This is a genomic window from Martelella limonii (genome assembly GCF_013344475.1).
In the GTDB taxonomy this organism is placed as follows: domain Bacteria; phylum Pseudomonadota; class Alphaproteobacteria; order Rhizobiales; family Rhizobiaceae; genus Martelella; species Martelella limonii.
Genome location: NZ_JABUOU010000001.1, coordinates 229,979 through 246,880 on the forward strand (window position 1 = coordinate 229,979; position 16,902 = coordinate 246,880).

The following is a 16,902-nucleotide window of genomic DNA, read 5'->3' on the forward strand; positions in this document are numbered from 1 at the left end:
TTGATGGCGGATAATAACGCGGAACTGGTCTTCCTTCCCCTGGGCGGCCTTGGCGAAATCGGGATGAACCTGGCGCTCTATGGCTACGGGCCTGCAAAGAAGCGCGAATGGATCATGGTCGATTGCGGGGTCACCTTTCCGGGGCCCGATCTTCCGGGCGTCGACCTGGTTCTGCCCGATATCGAATTCGTGCGCGAGCAGCGCGGCAATCTGAAGGCGATGATCATCACCCACGCGCATGAGGATCACTTCGGCGCGATCGCAACGCTGTGGCCGGGCCTCAATGTGCCGGTCTATGCGTCTGCCTTCACCGCTGGCCTGCTCGAGGCCAAACGCGAGTATGAAAGCTGGATGCGCGAGATTCCGGTGACGATCTTCAAGGCCGGCGATACCATCAATGTCGGCCCGTTCACGGTCGAAGGCATTGCCGTGAACCACTCGATCCCGGAACCGATGGCGCTTGCGATCCGCACGCCGCTCGGCAACATCGTCCACACCGGCGACTGGAAGATCGACCATGCGCCGACGCTCGGGCCCAAGACCGACGAGGCGCGCCTGCGCGCCATCGGCGACGAGGGCGTTCTGGCGCTGATGTGCGATTCGACGAACGCGATGCGCGATGGCGTTTCGCCATCCGAGCAGGAGATTTCCGCAAGCCTGCGACAGGTGATCGAGAACGCCGAAGGCCGCGTGGCGCTGACGACGTTTTCCTCCAATATCGGCCGTATCCGCTCGATCGCCAAGGCAGCGGAGGAGGCCGGCCGCGATGTGCTGCTGCTCGGTTCCTCGCTGAAGCGCGCGGTGTCGGTCGCCCGCGATCTGGGCCTGATGGAAGGCGTCAAGCCGTTCGTGGACGAGGATGAGTTCGGCTATATCCCGCGCGACAAGGTTGTTGCGATCCTCACCGGTTCGCAGGGCGAGCCGCGTGCAGCCCTTGCCAAGCTTTCCCGTGACGAGATGCGCAATGTGGCGCTCGCAGCCGGCGATCTGGTGGTGTTTTCCTCGCGCGCCATTCCCGGAAACGAGAAGGCGATCCAGGAAATCAAGAATGGGCTGGTGGAGCAGGGCGTCCACATCCTCACCGACGGTGAGGCGCTGGTTCATGTTTCCGGCCATCCGCGCCGCAACGAACTGAAGCAGATGTATGAGTGGATCCGTCCGGAAATCCTGGTGCCGGTGCATGGCGAGGCCCAGCATCTGATGGCGCAGAAGGAACTGGCGGAGCAGAGCGGCATCGCTCAGGTGCCGCGGGTGCGCAATGGCGACCTCGTCAGGCTTGCGCCGGGCCCGGCCGAAGTCATCGGCCATGTCGAGGCGGGGCGGGTCTACAAGGACGGAAAGCTGATCGGCGGGTTGGACGAAATGGGCATCGGCGATCGCCGCAAGCTTTCCTTTGTTGGCCATGTCTCTGTCAGTGTCATCCTGAATTCGAAGTTCGACTTTTCAGGTGATCCCGATGTGGTGCCTATCGGCCTGCCGGGCTTTGACGACGACGACGAGAAGATGGAAGACGTGCTGTTCGACGCCGTTCTCGGCGCCGTCGAAAGCATTCCGCGCTCGCGCCGCAAGGACCTCGCCATGGTCAAGGAAGCCATCCGCCGCTCCGTCCGCGCCGCCGCCAACGAGTGCTGGGGCAAGAAGCCGGTGGTGACCGTGTTTGTGAACAAGGTCGGTTAAGGGCCTCTGTTCGCCGCAGGAAATGTTGTCGCTGTGCTTTTGCGCGGCGGCATCGGCTGTTCGGCGCTGCCCTCCCTCCCACTCCGCGTCGTCTTCGGGCTTGACCCGAGGATCCATGCTGCCTTCGCCGTTGATGCTGGCGCATTGTGTTGGCACTCTGGAAGGGAGTGTTACTGTCACTTCGAGAGTACCGCCGAGAACGTTGCCTGGACCCTCGGGTCAAGCCCGAGGGTGACCCGAGGGAGGCACGGGGGTGACCCGAGGGAGGGACCGGGGGTGACCCGAGGGAGGGACCGGGGGTGACCCGACGGAGGGACCGGGGTGTTGTTATCGGTCAAGGGGACTGCTGTGTGGCGCTGCCTTCCCTCCCACTCCGCGTCATCCTCGGGCTTGACCCGAGGATCCATGCTGCCTTCGCCGTTGATGTTGACGCATTGTGTGGGCACTCGGGAGGGGAGTGTTACTGTCACTTCGAGAGTACCGCCGAGAACGTTGCCTGGACCCTCGGGTCAAGCCCGAGGGTGACCCGAGGGCGGGGCGGGGGTGACCCGACGGAGGGGCGGGGTGTTCTCGGGCAAGGGGACTGCTGTGTGGCGCTGCCTTCCCTCCCACTCCGCGTCATCCTCGGGCTTGACCCGAGGATCCATGCTGCCTTCGCCGTTGATGCTGGCGCATTGTGTCGGCGCTCGGGTGGGGAGTGTTACTGTCACTCCGAGAGTACCGCCGAGAGCGCTGCCTGGACCCTCGGGTCAAGCCCGAGGGTGACCCGACGGAGGGGCGGTGGTGACCCGAGGGAGGGACGGGGGTGTTGTTATCGGGCAAGGGGACTGCTGTGCGGCGCTGACTTCCCTCCCACTCCGCGTCGTCTTCTGGCTCCGGCTCCTGCCTCGCCGGTTCTAAGTGACACGCCCTCTCACCCCGGTTTTCGGAACAGCCGGCTCTGTTCGAACAGGCCTTCCAGCATGCTGATGCGCTCGCGGGTCTGGTCCCAGCTCTTGGACTGGACGGCCTCGATCAGCGCCTCGACCACGAATAGCGTCACGATCGACGAGTCCCAGGCTGATGGCGCCTCGATATGAACGCGGAAGGTGTGGCGGGCGAACTTGGCGACGGGGGAGGCCCACTGATCGGTGAACAGGATGATTTCCAGTCCGTTTTCCTTGGCGACGCGCGCAAGGGTGGCCATGTCCTGCTCGTAGCGGCGGATGTCGAAGATCACCAGCACATCGCCTTCCGCCATGTTCAGCATGTGCTGCGGCCATGAAGAGGAATTGGACGACATCAGCGTCGTCTTCGGGCGGATCACCTGCATGTGTGTGAAGAAATAGCTGGCAAGCGCACCGGTGATGCGGCCGCCCACGAAATAGACCGCGCGGTTCACATCGGAAAGAAGCTCGGCAGCGCCCCCGAATGTCGCCTGATCGAGCTGGGTCAGCGTGCGCCGCATGTTGTCGATCGCGGCCTCGCCGAACCGGTTCAGAATATGGGTCTCGGGCACGTTGCGGGCGAGGCGGTCATGCTTGGCGATCGGGTTTGAAAGCGTCGCCTCCAATTCCTGATGAAGGCGCGCCTGAAACGCGCCATAGCCGGTGAAGCCGAGCTTCTGCACCATGCGGGCAACCGTTGGCGTCGAAACATCGGCGTTTTCGGCAAGCGTTGTGATGCTGCCGAGGCCGGAGACCGGATAATTCTCCCGGATCGTATCGGCAAGCCGTTTTTCCGAGCGGGTCAGGCCTTCATAGCGTGACGCGATGATCTCTGCGACTGTGCGGGTATCGTCGTGCAATCCACTCTCCGGCCTGCTTTTGCTCAGACCATTTAGAAACGCCGCTTCGGTCCCGTCAATCGAAAAGTGAAAAGAAGTTTTCAGGCTGCAATTGACATCGATTGTTTTCTGAAGAACTATTTACAAAAAAGAGAATAAACAAAAATCCAGGGGAACGGATGCTGGAAATGTCGGGGCTTTTGAGCGCCCGCGACGGTGCGCCGGTGGCCATCGAACGCGCGGATGCGACAAGCGAAATCGTGCTGATCTGCGAACATGCAAGCCGTCATGTGCCCGAAACCCTGGGCGATATGGGGCTCGATGCAGATGCGCTGGTCAGCCACATCGCCTGGGATCCGGGTGCTCTGGCTGTGTCGCAGCTTTTGAGTTCGGCCCTTGACGCGACGCTCATCCATCAGCGCTTCACCCGGCTTGCCTATGATTGCAACCGTCCGCCGGAAGCAGCGGATGCGATCCCCGAAATCAGCGAGATCTACCAGATACCGGCCAATCGAGGGCTTGATCCGGCCGCGCGGGCGGAGCGGGCGAAAGCGCTCTATGAGCCGTTTCATGCTGCGATCGACGATCTGTTGAGCGCGCGGCGTCATGCGGGACGGATGCCAGTGATCGTTACCATCCACTCTTTCACCCCGGTCTATCGCGGCGTTCGGCGCGACGTCGAAATCGGCATATTGCATGACACCGATACGCGTCTTGCCGATTGCATGCTGGCAAGGCCCGCAGGCGGCTACGACGTGCGCCGCAACGAGCCCTATGCGCCGGTCGATGGCGTCACCCACACGCTGTGCCGCCATGGGCTGAAGCGCGGTATCCTCAACGTCATGGTCGAGATCCGGAATGATCTCATCGCCGATCCGGCGGGCCAGGTTCAGGCGGCTGGCTATATTGCCGGCCTTCTGGAAGCATGCCTGGGGGAGGCCGCCTGATGCCGCAAGCAATCAAGACCTATGTGCGTTATGTGGATGGCTTCAACCGGATCGTCGGCCGCATCGCCATGTGGCTGATCTTCGTGATGATGGGCATCCTGCTGTGGTCGTCGGTGTCGAAGACGATGTTCAATCCGTCGCTCTGGACGCTGGAAATGGCGCAGTTCGTGATGACCGCCTATTACATTCTGGGCGGTCCCTATTCGCTGCAGATGGACAGCCATGTGCGCATGGACCTGATCTATGGCCGCTGGACGCCGCGCCAGAAGGCGGCGGTGGATGCCGTCACCGTGATCATGCTGTTTACCTATCTGATCTTCCTGCTGATCGGTGGCGTTTCGTCCACCCAATACGCGCTCAAATACGGCGAGACCTCCTATTCGAGCTGGTCGCCCTATATGGCGCCGATCAAGATCGTCATGGTCGCCGGCATCTTCCTGATGTTCCTGCAGACGACATCGATCTTCTTCAAGGATCTGGCGAAGGCGCTGGGGAGAGAAATCGCATGAACCTCTCCTATGAAATGATCGCGCTCCTCCTGTTCTTCTCGATGATGATGACCATGCTGACCGGCCAGCGCGTGTTCGCCGCGATCGGCTTTGTCGGCGTGGTGGCGGCGGCAGCCCTCTGGGGCACCGGCGGCACGGAACTCGGCTTCTCGGCCAGCATGAAGCTGATGAAGTGGTATCCGATGCTGACGCTGCCGCTGTTCATCTTCATGGGCTACATGCTGTCGGAATCCGGCATCGCAGAGGACCTCTACAAGGCGTTTCACGTCTGGATGGGCGGTCTTCCCGGCGGGCTTGCTGTCGGCACGATCGGGCTGATGGTGGTGATTTCGGCCATGAATGGGCTTTCCGTTGCCGGTATGGCGATCGGCGCCACGATCGCTCTGCCGGAACTGCTACGGCGCGGCTATGACAAGATCATGGTCTCCGGCGTCATCCAGGCCGGTTCCTCGCTCGGCATTCTGGTGCCGCCAAGCGTGGTGCTGGTGCTCTACGGCATGATCGCACGCCAGCCGGTGGGCAAGCTCTGGGTCGCGGGCGTTCTGCCCGGTCTGCTGCTCGCCGCCCTGTTCGTGATCTACATCATCATCCGCTGCCGCATGAACCCGGCGCTCGGGCCGGCGCTGCCGAAGGAAGAACGCGACATGCCGCTCGGCGAAAAGCTGAAGCTTTTGCGCGCCGGCATCATTCCGTTCCTGATCTTCTTCCTGATGATGGGCCTGTTCCTGATGGGCGTGACCAGCCTGACGGAAAGTGCTGCCATCGGCGCGCTTTCGGCCATGGTCGCAGCCCTCGTCAAGCGCCGCCTGACCTGGAAGCTCCTCAACCGGACGATGGAGCAGACGCTCGGCATATCCTGCATGTTCATGTGGATCATCGTCGCAGCCCTTTGCTTCGGCGCGGTGTTTGACGGGCTTGGTGCGGTCCGGGCGCTGGAGCATCTGCTGCTTGAAAAGTGGGAGCTCGGTCCCTGGGAAATCCTGATCCTGATGCAGATTTCCTACATCATCATGGGCACGTTCCTGGACGACACGGCGATGCTGGTGATTGTCGCGCCGCTTTACGTGCCGCTGGTCGGGCATCTGGGTTTCGATCTCGTCTGGTACGGTGTGCTCTATACGATTACCTGCCAGATCGCCTACATGACGCCGCCCTTCGGCTACAATCTCTTCTTGATGCGGGCCATGGCCCCGCCCGAAATATCACTTGTCGATATCTACCGCTCCGTCTGGCCATTCGTGATCATCATGATCATCGGTCTGGCGATCGTCACGGCATTCCCGCAGATTGCCCTGTGGCTGCCGAACATGGTCTATGCGCGCTGAGGGAGCGGGAGGCGCGCGACAACTGCCCCATAGCAAGGGGAAATGCGGGATGCGGCATCACGCTTCATTCCGCCAAAACAGAGGGAAACAGACATGAACAGCAGACGTAGTTTTCTCAGGAATGCCGGCCTTGCGACAGCAGCCGGCGCTTCCGCGCTTGCCTCACCCGCCATTGTCCGCGCCCAAAGCAAGATCACCTGGCGGCTCCAGACCTATGCCGGTCCGGCGCTTGCCGAACATGTGGTCAAGGACTGCATCGACAATTTCAACAAGGCGGCCAATGGCGAGATGGAGATCCAGCTCTTCACCGCCGACCAGCTGGTGCCGACGGGCGAACTGTTCCGCGCCATGCAGGCCGGAACGATCGATGCCGTCCAGTCGGACGACGATTCCATGAACTCTCCGCTCGATATCAAGGTGTTCGGCGGCTACTTCCCCTTCGCCTCGAAATTCAGCCTCGACGTGCCGACGCTGTTTTACGAATACGGCCTCGCCGATATCTGGGAGAAGGCCTATTCGGAGGTTGGCGTGCAGTGGATTTCCGCTGGTGCCTGGGACCCCTGCAACTTCGCCACCGTCAATCCGGTCCAGAGCCTGTCCGATCTTGAAGGCCTGCGCATCTTCACCTTCCCGACGGCGGGCAAGTTCCTGTCGCAGTTCGGCGTCGTGCCGGTTACGCTGCCCTGGGAAGACGTGCAGGTTGCCATGCAGACCGGCGAGCTCGACGGCCTTGCATGGTCGGGCATCACCGAGGATTACACTGTCGGCTGGGCGGATGTGACCAACTACTTCCTGACCAACAACATCTCGGGCGGCTGGTGCGGGTCGTTCTTCGTCAATTCCGACAAATGGGCGGAAGTGCCGGAGCATCTCAAGGTGCTGTTCCGCATGTGCACGGATTCCTCTCACCTTCACCGCCTGCACTGGTACTGGGGCGGCGAGGCCCGGCTTCGCGCCCATGGCGACAAGCTCAAGCTTACCACCATCCCCGATGCGGAATGGAAGACGGTGGAGGATGCCGCCGATGCCTTCTGGGACGAGATCGCAGCCGAGACCGACCGGACGGCGGAAGTCGTGAAGATCCTGAAACAGTATCAGGCCGACATGAACGCCGCCGGCCCGCCCTACCGCAACGGCTGATTGACGAGGCTGCCGGGTTTCCGTTCGCAACGCCCCTCAGCTCTCTCTCTGAGTCACCCTCGGGCTTGACCCGAGGGTCCAGGCAGCGTTCTCCGCGTCGCCTGGATGCTCGGGTCAAGCCCGAGCATGACCCGAACAGGAGGAGAGGCCGCCGGAAACAAGGCGCCGGCCGCCACACCATTGACACCGATCGTCCGGAGTGTTCCTGCTCCGGACGATCGCATGAACCACAGGATGAGCCCGATGACTGCGGAATACACATTCAACCAACTGAAAAAAGACGTCGCGGACGGCAGCATCGATACCGTGCTTGCCTGCCAGATCGACATGCAGGGCCGCCTGATGGGCAAGCGTTTCACGGGTTCCTATTTCGTCGACAGCGCCCACAAGGAAACCCATAGCTGCAACTATGTGCAGGCCACTGATATGGAAATGCACACCGTCGAGGGGTACGCCTCGACGAGTTGGGCATCCGGATACGGCGATTATACGTTGACGCCCGACCTTTCCACCCTGCGCCGTGTTCCGTGGCTCGAAGGGACTGCGCTGGTGCTCTGCGACGTCTCGGACCACAACACCCATGCAGAGGTTGCCCATTCGCCGCGCGCGATCCTCAAGAAGCAAATCGCCCGGCTTGAGGAGCGTGGCTGGCGCGCCTTCATGGCGACCGAGCTCGAATTCTTCCTGTTCAACCAGACATTCGAGAGCGCGCAGCAATCCGGCTATCGCGGTCTGACCCGCTCCAGCGCCTACAATGAGGACTACCACATTCTCCAGACCACCAAGGAGGAGGATGTGATGCGGGCGATCCGCAACGGCTTGCAAGGCGCGGGCATTCCGGTCGAAAACACCAAGGGCGAGGCCGATGCGGGGCAGGTGGAACTGAACGTCCGTTACGCCGATGCGCTGACCATGGCCGACCGACACGTCATTGCCAAGAATGCCTGCAAGGAAATCGCCTGGCAGAAAGGCAAGGCGGTCACCTTCATGGCAAAGTGGCATTACGAGGCCGCCGGCAACTCCTCCCATGTCCACCAGTCGCTGTGGAGCAAGGACGGCAAGACGCCGCTGTTCTTCGATCCGGACGGCCGCTACGGCATGTCGAAGATGATGGAGCATTATGTGGCGGGGCTGCTCGCCCATTCTGCCGAGATCACGTACTTCCTGGCGCCCTATATCAATTCCTACAAGCGCTTCATGGCTGGCACCTTTGCGCCAACGAAGGCGGTCTGGTCGAAGGATAACCGCACCGCGGGCTTCCGTCTGTGCGGTGACCAGACGAAGGGCATCCGTATCGAGTGCCGCGTCGGCGGCGCCGATCTCAATCCCTATCTCGCCTTTGCCGCCCAGCTGGCTGCCGGCCTCGACGGCATCGACAAGGAGATGACGCTCGAAGACCCCTATGTCGGCGATGCCTATGGCAGTGCTGCCGGTGTTCGCGAAGTTCCGAAGACGCTGCGTGCCGCACGCGAGGCGATGCACGGCTCCGAACTGCTCCGCGGCGCGTTCGGCGACGATGTCATCGACCATTACTGCCGCGCGGCGGAATGGGAACAGGAAGAATATGACCGCCGGGTCACGGATTGGGAGGTGGCACGCGGGTTCGAACGCGCCTGATTGCGAAAATCGCAATGCGATGTTATTTTCGCAATGACGCGAGGAGGCATTCATGATCGACAGCGAATGGTTCTATCAGCAGCTTGAGCGCCAAGGCCGCACCATCGGCGACCTTGGTGTGGCGCTGGGTATCGACAAGGCGGCGGTCTCGCGCATGCTGAGGGGGCTGCGCAAGATGAGCGCTGACGAGCAGGACGGGATTGCCGCGTTTCTCGGTCGGCCTCTCGCTGAAGTGGCGGCGCATCGCCGTGGCGTTGCGGGCTTTGCCGAGGAGAAGGCATCGCCCTACGAGGCCGGTCCCAGCAAGGGCGAGGCCCCGCGTGCTGACAAAGACGAAAAGCCGCGGCGCACCCATCCGATCTTCGGGTGCATGAAGGGCATGCTCACGATTGCCGAGGGTGTCGATCTGACCGCGCCTGCCGATCCCGATTGGGGCCGCGTCTATGACGACTGAAGGTTTCCTTCTCGATACCTGTGCGATGATCTGGATTGCGGAAGGGAAACAGTTTTCCGGAGAGATGCGGGAACTGATCGAGGCCGAAAGGCCGCATTTCCATGTCTCGTCAATGTCGGCGTGGGAGTTGGGCCTGCTGATCAGCAAGGGGCGGATACCGGCGACGGTCACGGCCCAGCAATGGTTTGAACAGTTTCTGGAGACGAGCGGAGCGAAGCTTCTTGAGCCGACGGTTGAGATCCTGATTGCCGCTTCATTTCTGCCGCAGCCGGTTCACAACGATCCGGCAGACCGGATTCTGATAGCCACGGCCCGTGCGCACGGGCTGACCATGATAACCGGCGACCGCGCCATCCTCGCCTACGGGGCGGCCGGTCACGTCAAGACACTTGCATGCTAGAAAGGGCGAAAGCCATGACAATGATCCAATGTATCTCGCCGGTCGACGGATCGGTTTATGCCGAGCGCAAAGCGCTTTCGGCGGATGCGGCAAAGGCTGCCGTTGAAAGGGCGCGGGCGGCGCAGAAGGAATGGGCGGCGCGGCCGCTTTCCGAGCGGATCGCGCTGGTGAAAAAGGGCGTCGAAGCGCTCAACGCCATGAGCGGCGAGGTCGTGCCGGAGCTTGCCTGGATGATGGGCAGGCCTGTGCGATACGGCGGCGAGTTCGGCGGCGTCAACGAGCGCACCGAGTACATGGCGAAGATAGCCGAGGAGGCCCTGGCGCCGGTCGAAGCGGAAGACAGCGGAAGCTTCCGCCGCTATATCGCCCGCGAACCGCATGGCATCGTCTTCGTGGTCGCGCCTTGGAACTATCCCTATCTCACCTCGATCAACACCATCGTGCCGGCGCTGATCGCCGGCAATGCGGTGATCATCAAGCATGCGAGCCAGACGCTTCTGGTCGGCGAGCGGATCGTCAAGGCGTTCGTCTCCGCCGGCATTCCGGAGGACCTGTTCCAGAACATGTTCCTGGATCACGCCACGACCAGCGATCTGATTGCCGCAAACTGCTTTGATTTCATAAACTTTACGGGTTCCGTTGAAGGCGGACGGCAGATGGAGCGCGCCGCTGCCGGCACCTTCACGCCGCTTGGGCTGGAGCTCGGCGGCAAGGATCCCGGCTATGTGATGGACGACGCCGATCTTGACGCCGCGGTCAACACGCTGATGGACGCGGCGATGTACAATACCGGCCAGTGCTGCTGCGGCATCGAGCGCATCTACGTGATCGACAGCCTGTACGACGCCTTCGTGGAAAAGGCGGTCGCCTTCGTTTCCGCCTACAAGCTCGGCAATCCGCTCGACCAGGAAACCACGCTCGGGCCGATGGCGCACAAGCGCTTCGCCGCCGTCGTGCGCCAGCAGATCGAAGAGGCGGTTGCAGCCGGTGCAAAGGCGCTGATCGACCCGTCGCTGTTTCCTGCAGATGATGGCGGCGCCTATCTCGCGCCCCAGGTGCTCGTCGATGTCGAACACTCGATGAGCGTGATGCGCGAGGAAAGCTTCGGCCCGGTCGTCGGCATCATGAAGGTGTCATCCGACGAGGAAGCGCTGAAGCTGATGAATGACTGCCAGTATGGCCTCACCGCGTCGCTCTGGACCCAGGATGTGAACCGTGCCGCAGCCCTTGGCGCTCAGATTGAAACCGGCACCGTGTTCATGAACCGGGCGGACTATCTCGATCCCGCACTTTGCTGGACCGGATGCAAGAATACCGGGCGCGGCGGGTCGCTCTCGGTCATTGGCTTCCACAATCTCACCCGGCCGAAATCCTATCATCTGAAGAAAGTCACGAAATGAGCCCGAGAGCCAATTGGAGCTACCCGACCGCCGTCAAGTTCGGCGCCGGCCGGATCGTCGAACTCGTTGAAGCCTGCAACAGCCTCGGCATAAAACGACCTCTGCTGGTCACCGACAAGGGGCTAGCTGGCCTTCCGATCACGCAGAACGCTATGGCGATCCTCGCCGATGGCGGGCTTGAGGCCGGGCTGTTTTCCGATGTCGATCCGAACCCGAACGAAATCAACCTCGCTGCAGGTGTGAAAGCCTATATCGATGGCGGCCATGACGGCGTGATCGCCTTTGGCGGCGGATCCGGCCTCGACCTCGGCAAGCTGGTGGCGATGATGCCGGGCCAGACCCGTCCGGTCTGGGATTTCGAGGATATCGGCGACTGGTGGACGCGCGTCGATGCATCGAAGATCGCGCCGATCATCGCCGTGCCGACAACGGCCGGCACGGGATCGGAAGTGGGGCGGGCAGGGGTGCTGACGAATTCCGAAACCCATGTGAAGAAGATCATCTTCCATCCGAAGCTCTTGCCGGGCATTGTAATCTGCGATCCCGAGCTTACCGTCGGCATGCCGAAGGTGATCACGGCGGGCACCGGTCTCGATGCGCTGGCGCACTGCCTGGAGGCCTATTGCTCGCCCCACTACCACCCGATGTCGCAGGGTATCGCGCTGGAGGGCATGCGGCTCGTCAAGGACAATTTGCCGCGCGTCTATGCCGACGGCAACGACATCGACGCCCGCGCCGAGATGATGAGCGCCGCCGCCATGGGCGCTGTCGCCTTCCAGAAGGGGCTCGGCGCAATCCATGCGATCTCGCATCCGATCGGCGCCGTCTACAACACCCATCACGGCATGACCAATGCCGTTGTCATGCCGCCTGTGCTGCGCTTCAACCGCGAAAAGATCGAAGGCCGGCTCAAGCTTTCTGCCGATTATCTTCAGATTTCAGGCGGTTATGAGGGCTTCTACAACTTCATTATGGAGTTCAGGAAAGCACTTGATGTACCGGACACGCTGAGTGCCATGGGCATCAAGCCTGACCGCATCGATGAACTGGCGGCCATGGCGATGGAAGACCCCAGCACCGGCGGCAATCCCGTCGAGATGACGCTCGAAAACACGAAGGCGCTGCTTGAAGACTGCTTCTGAAGCGGTTTGGATGACATCGAAGAAGGGCGGCGCCACGGCGGCGCCCTCAGGCCGCTGACAAAGCCAGAGCTTTCGCGTTTTTCGCGCGCGCCTAGATCATCCACAGGTGTCATGCTCGGACTTGATCCGAGCATCCAGGCGCCTCACGCTATTGAATTTCTTAAGCTCCACGCGCGCTCCTGCAAGGCTGCCTGGATCCTCGTGTCGAGCACGAGGATGACACAGAGACAGGTTTGTCAACAGCTTGAGGGCGGCGCCACGGCGGCGCCCTTTTCGTTTGCGGTGTTGCGCGCGTGTGGCGAAACGGGCTAGAGCGGATAGGCGCTTACCGGAAGCGCGAGGCTGCCCCGGCCGGTTTGGGTGCGCGGCAATGCGGGCGTGGCCTGCATGGGCGATGCGCCGGGCAGGGGCCTGATACAAGGAATTGCTGCGTGTCGCTGTTTTCCGCTTTCGCCGTCTACTTCGTGATCTGGTGGGTAACGCTGTTTGCCGTCCTGCCATTCGGCCTGCGCACCCAGGACGAGGCGAATGATGTCGTGCCGGGGACAACGGAAAGCGCTCCGCACAAATTCAGGCCGTTGCGCGTCGTCTTCTGGACGTCGCTGGTCTCGGCAATCGTCTTTGCGCTCTGGTGGCTCGTGGTGATCGAGATCGGATTCACGCTTGGTGACTTCGCCGCGCTGATCGGACCGAAATGATGTCGTCGGCGCGGCGCAGCCTTGCTCCGGCAGCGATCAGAACTTGAACCGCAGGAATGCGCTGCCGAGCCCGTAGTCGAAATCGCCGGACGGCGAATCTGCGGTCGAGCCGCCATATTCGAAACGCGCGCCGAGCTCGAGCCCCGTCGGAACGAACTTGATGCTGGTTTCGAGCCCGCCGTAAAGCGCGCCGCTATCGATGTCCTCGCTCTGATAGCCGAAGCGCGACGAGCTGGTCTCTACCTCTCCGAAGAACTGGCGGTAACCGGCATAGGGCGAGAGCGTGATGATGCCGAGATTGGCCTTGCCCTGAATATAGCCCCCGATCGAGGAGAACTGGGTTTCGGCCGTGCCGGCGCCGTAGCGCGCCGACAGGCTTTCCGATGTGCTGCCAAGGCTGGTATAGCCGGTCAGGCCGCCGCAGATGTTGAACATGCCCTGGCTGCAGATGCCAAACCGGCCATCAATACCCCAATAGGTATTGGCCATGAGGTCGTCCATCGCATCGTCATTCATGTGGATCATCAATGCGGCGGGACCGCCGGAGATGTCGAAATAGAAGGCATCGCCTGCTGTGGCGGGAGTGGCGAAGGGCAGGAATGCTGCGGAAAGGGCGGCAATGCGGAAGCGGCTCAATGGACATGCCTCGAAAAGATGGTCGATGCCCTCTTTTCCGGCAGGCTATGGTTGGGGTCAATCTGGCTTCGCAACTTCCCGACGCAGTGGTCAACAGAGCGTTAAGGTGTCGTCGACCCGGATCAAGGCAAAAAAAAACAAGGCCGAAGGCCCTGTTTTTCAAGTATCGCGTGATCCGTTCCGTTACCGGGGCTGCGACAAGCGCGCCTGGATCGATCCTCCCAAGACTTGACCGCGAAGAAAAGGCAAGAATTTAAGCTCCGTGCCTGTTTTATGGGCTCAACCTAGCCCAAGGTTTGGGCTTTGTCATCTCTTATTTTGCATTTTTGCGACAGTCCGGAAAGTTTTTACGTTTGACAAGCACTTTTGTGCATTCTGTAACGTTGCAAGCGGTTGACAGTCGTCAAACTGGAGGAAGCGTCTTCCAAATCAGCTGTTTTCAACCCGTGATCCCCGCTTTGATTATTGACCGGAAGCCGTTAAAAGGGGCGCGAACAAACCTCTAGTGGCCCATGATTCCCGCCGGGCGGGATCAACGAGAAAGCAGTTTCTGATGCGCCTTTCCCGCTATTTTCTTCCGATCCTGAAGGAAAATCCCAAGGAGGCGGAGATTATTTCCCATCGGCTGATGCTGCGCGCCGGCATGGTGCGCCAGCATTCGCAGGGCATCTATTCCTGGCTGCCGCTCGGAAAGCGCGTTCTCGACAAGGTCAATCGCATCATCCGCGAAGAGCAGGATCGCTCCGGCGCCGTCGAATTGCTGATGCCGACCATGCAGTCTGCCGATCTCTGGATCGAAAGCGGCCGCTATGAGGCTTACGGGAAGGAGATGCTGCGCATCACCGACCGCCAGGAACGGGCGATGCTGTTCGGCCCCACGAACGAGGAGATGATCACCGAAATCTTCCGCTCCTCGGTCAAGTCCTACAAGCAATTGCCGCTGAACCTCTACCATATCCAGTGGAAGTTCCGCGACGAGATCCGCCCGCGCTTCGGCACGATGCGCTCGCGCGAGTTCATGATGAAGGATGCCTATTCCTTTGACCTCACGCTGGAGGCCGCCGAGCACTCCTACCGCAAGATGTTTGCCGCCTATCTGCGCACGTTCGACCGCCTCGGTCTGCGCGCGATCCCGATGCGCGCCGACACCGGTCCGATCGGCGGCAATCTCAGCCACGAATTCATCATTCTGGCCGAGACCGGCGAATCGGAAGTGTTCTGCCACCGCGACTTCGTGAAGTTCGACATTCCGCCCGCCGATCTCGATTTCGACAGCGTCGATGCGCTGAAGGGCATTTTCGACCAGTGGACGTCTGTCTATGCGGCAACGGACGAGATGCATGACGCGGCAGCCTTCGATGCGCTGCCGGAAGGCGAGCGCCTGTCCGCGCGCGGCATCGAGGTCGGCCACATCTTCTATTTCGGCACCAAATATTCCGAGCCGATGGGCGCCAAGGTGCAGGGACCGGACGGCAAGGAGCATCCCGTGCATATGGGTTCCTACGGCATTGGCCCGACGCGCCTTGTTCCCGCCATCATCGAAGCCTCCCATGACGACAACGGCATCATCTGGCCGGATTCGGTGGCGCCGTTCGATGCGGTGGTCATCAACATGAAGGCGGGCGACGCGTCTTGCGACGGCGTTTCGGACCGGTTCTACGCGGCGCTGCAGAGTGCCGGTCTCGACGTGCTCTACGACGACACCGACGAGCGCGCAGGCGGCAAGTTCGCCACCGCCGATCTGATCGGCGTGCCGCAGCAGATCGTCGTCGGCCCGCGCGGCGTTGCCAATGGCGAGGTCGAACTGAAGGACCGCAAGTCCGGCGCGCGCGACACCATGACGGTGGAAGCCGCGATCGCCAAGCTCACCAACGGGCGCTGAGGAGAACGGATTGATGGCTGCGGCCGCAGAGAACGAAGCGACGACCCTTACCGCAGCCAAGCCGTTTTCGGTGTTCGAGCGCATGGTGGCGTGGCGCTATCTGCGCTCGCGCCGCAAGGAGGCGTTCATCTCCGTCATCGCCGGCTTTTCCTTTGTCGGCATCATGCTCGGCGTTGCCACGCTGATCATCGTGATGGCCGTGATGAACGGCTTCCGCAGCGAACTGGTGAACCGGATTCTCGGCATCAACGGCCATATCGTGGTGCTGCCCGCCGGCGAGCCCTTCAAGGACTATGCCAAGCTCACGCAGAACCTCGAGGGCGTGGAGGGCGTGCGCCTTGCCTTTCCGCTGGTCGAAGGCCAGGCGCTGGTCTCCGGCGCGCACGGTGCCGGCAGCGGCGCGCTGGTGCGCGGCGTCCGGCCCGACGACATGCTGAAGCTCAAGGCGATTTCCGATCATATCAAGGAAGGCGACATGGTCGGCTATGCCTCTGGCGACGGCGTCCTGATCGGCTCGCGCATGGCAACCTCGCTCGGCCTGTTCGTGGGCGACAAGATCACCATGATCTCGCCCGAGGGCGACGTGACGCCGTTCGGCGTCAATCCCCGCGTGAAGGCCTATCCGATCTCCGGCATCTTCGAGATCGGCATGTCGGAATATGATGCCTCGATCATCTTCATGCCGCTTGCCGAGGCGCAGGCCTATTTCAACGCCGGTGACATGGTGCAGAGCATCGAGGTGTTCGTCGATCATCCGGACGATGTCGATGCCGTGATCCCGAAAATCCGGGAGGCTGCCGGCCAGGACATCGTGATCACCGACTGGCGCCAGAACAACCGTACGTTCTTTTCCGCCCTCGAGGTTGAGCGCAATGTGATGTTCATGATCCTGACGCTGATCGTGATCGTGGCCGCCCTCAACATCATTTCCGGCCTGATCATGCTGGTAAAGGACAAGGGCCAGGATATCGCGATCCTGAGGACCATGGGCGCAACCTCGGGCGCGATCATGCGCATCTTCTTCATGACCGGGGCGGCGATCGGCGTGGTCGGCACGCTTGCGGGCGTGCTGCTCGGCGTCATCGTCTGCCTGAACATCGAGTCGATCCGGCAGTTCTTCTCCTGGCTCACCGGCACGGTGCTGTTCGATCCTCAGCTCTATTTCCTGAGCACGCTGCCGGCCGAAATGAGCTTTGGCGAAACGATGACCGTCATCATCATGGCGCTGACGCTGTCCTTCATCGCCACCATCTTTCCTGCCTGGCGGGCCTCCAAGCTCGATCCCGTGCAGGCGCTGCGCTACGAATAGG

General features: G+C 61.6%; 15 protein-coding genes. 13 read left to right on the forward strand and 2 right to left on the reverse strand.

The features are described 5' to 3' along the window. The first annotated feature begins 3 nt into the window (after positions 1–3). Complete coding sequence (locus tag HPQ62_RS01035) at positions 4–1,677, forward strand: ribonuclease J (protein WP_174800655.1); 1,674 nt, start codon at positions 4–6, stop codon at positions 1,675–1,677. A gap of 913 nt (positions 1,678–2,590) precedes the next feature. On the opposite strand, the gene HPQ62_RS01040 is transcribed toward HPQ62_RS01035, so the two are convergent. After that, entirely contained in the window at positions 2,591–3,463 is an 873-nt protein-coding gene (locus HPQ62_RS01040; RefSeq protein WP_174800656.1) for a MurR/RpiR family transcriptional regulator, read from the reverse strand. Positions 3,464–3,630: 167 nt separating this feature from the next. On the opposite strand from HPQ62_RS01040, the gene HPQ62_RS01045 reads away from it, so the two are divergent. The 10 genes from HPQ62_RS01045 (at position 3,631) to HPQ62_RS01090 (ending at position 13,074) form a co-directional block, all read left to right on the forward strand. After that, positions 3,631–4,389 carry an N-formylglutamate amidohydrolase gene (locus HPQ62_RS01045; protein ID WP_174801396.1) on the forward strand — a complete coding sequence of 253 codons (759 nt, stop codon included), beginning with the start codon at positions 3,631–3,633 and terminating at the stop codon, positions 4,387–4,389. Beyond that, positions 4,389–4,898: a TRAP transporter small permease subunit gene (locus HPQ62_RS01050; protein ID WP_174800657.1), complete on the forward strand. Its 510-nt coding sequence runs from the start codon at positions 4,389–4,391 to the stop codon at positions 4,896–4,898. The genes HPQ62_RS01045 and HPQ62_RS01050 overlap by 1 nt, the downstream gene beginning before the upstream one ends. After that, a complete protein-coding gene (locus tag HPQ62_RS01055) occupies positions 4,895–6,223 on the forward strand; it encodes a TRAP transporter large permease (protein WP_174800658.1) in 1,329 nt (442 codons plus the stop codon). The genes HPQ62_RS01050 and HPQ62_RS01055 overlap by 4 nt, the downstream gene beginning before the upstream one ends. A gap of 93 nt (positions 6,224–6,316) precedes the next feature. Further along, on the forward strand, positions 6,317–7,363 hold the full coding sequence (locus tag HPQ62_RS01060; protein ID WP_174800659.1) for a TRAP transporter substrate-binding protein: 1,047 nt from the start codon (positions 6,317–6,319) through the stop codon (positions 7,361–7,363). A 243-nt stretch (positions 7,364–7,606) separates the two neighbouring features. Next, the gene (locus tag HPQ62_RS01065) at positions 7,607–8,980 is read left to right on the forward strand and encodes a glutamine synthetase family protein (protein WP_174801397.1); all 1,374 of its coding nucleotides are present in this window, start codon (positions 7,607–7,609) and stop codon (positions 8,978–8,980) included. A gap of 52 nt (positions 8,981–9,032) precedes the next feature. Next, a complete protein-coding gene (locus tag HPQ62_RS01070; RefSeq protein ID WP_174800660.1) occupies positions 9,033–9,434 on the forward strand; it encodes a helix-turn-helix domain-containing protein in 402 nt (133 codons plus the stop codon). After that, positions 9,424–9,834, forward strand: a complete 411-nt coding sequence (locus tag HPQ62_RS01075; RefSeq protein WP_174800661.1) for a type II toxin-antitoxin system VapC family toxin — start codon at positions 9,424–9,426, stop codon at positions 9,832–9,834. The genes HPQ62_RS01070 and HPQ62_RS01075 overlap by 11 nt, the downstream gene beginning before the upstream one ends. 14 nt (positions 9,835–9,848) lie before the next feature. Further along, positions 9,849–11,234 carry an aldehyde dehydrogenase family protein gene (locus HPQ62_RS01080; protein ID WP_174800662.1) on the forward strand — a complete coding sequence of 462 codons (1,386 nt, stop codon included), beginning with the start codon at positions 9,849–9,851 and terminating at the stop codon, positions 11,232–11,234. Further along, positions 11,231–12,376 (forward strand): iron-containing alcohol dehydrogenase, encoded by a 1,146-nt coding sequence (locus tag HPQ62_RS01085; RefSeq protein WP_174800663.1) that lies wholly within the window; start codon positions 11,231–11,233, stop codon positions 12,374–12,376. Before HPQ62_RS01080 ends, HPQ62_RS01085 begins: the two co-directional genes overlap by 4 nt. Before the next feature lie 431 nt (positions 12,377–12,807). Then, the gene (locus HPQ62_RS01090) at positions 12,808–13,074 is read left to right on the forward strand and encodes a DUF1467 family protein (RefSeq protein ID WP_174800664.1); all 267 of its coding nucleotides are present in this window, start codon (positions 12,808–12,810) and stop codon (positions 13,072–13,074) included. Positions 13,075–13,110: 36 nt separating this feature from the next. On the opposite strand, the gene HPQ62_RS01095 is transcribed toward HPQ62_RS01090, so the two are convergent. Beyond that, positions 13,111–13,710, reverse strand: a complete 600-nt coding sequence (locus HPQ62_RS01095) for a hypothetical protein (RefSeq protein ID WP_174800665.1) — start codon at positions 13,708–13,710, stop codon at positions 13,111–13,113. Between the two features lie 553 nt (positions 13,711–14,263). Here HPQ62_RS01095 and proS point away from each other — a divergent pair. After that, positions 14,264–15,592 carry a proline--tRNA ligase gene (proS, locus tag HPQ62_RS01100; RefSeq protein WP_174800666.1) on the forward strand — a complete coding sequence of 443 codons (1,329 nt, stop codon included), beginning with the start codon at positions 14,264–14,266 and terminating at the stop codon, positions 15,590–15,592. A 13-nt stretch (positions 15,593–15,605) separates the two neighbouring features. Next, on the forward strand, positions 15,606–16,901 hold the full coding sequence (locus tag HPQ62_RS01105; RefSeq protein WP_174800667.1) for a lipoprotein-releasing ABC transporter permease subunit: 1,296 nt from the start codon (positions 15,606–15,608) through the stop codon (positions 16,899–16,901). Position 16,902 lies beyond the last annotated feature (1 nt).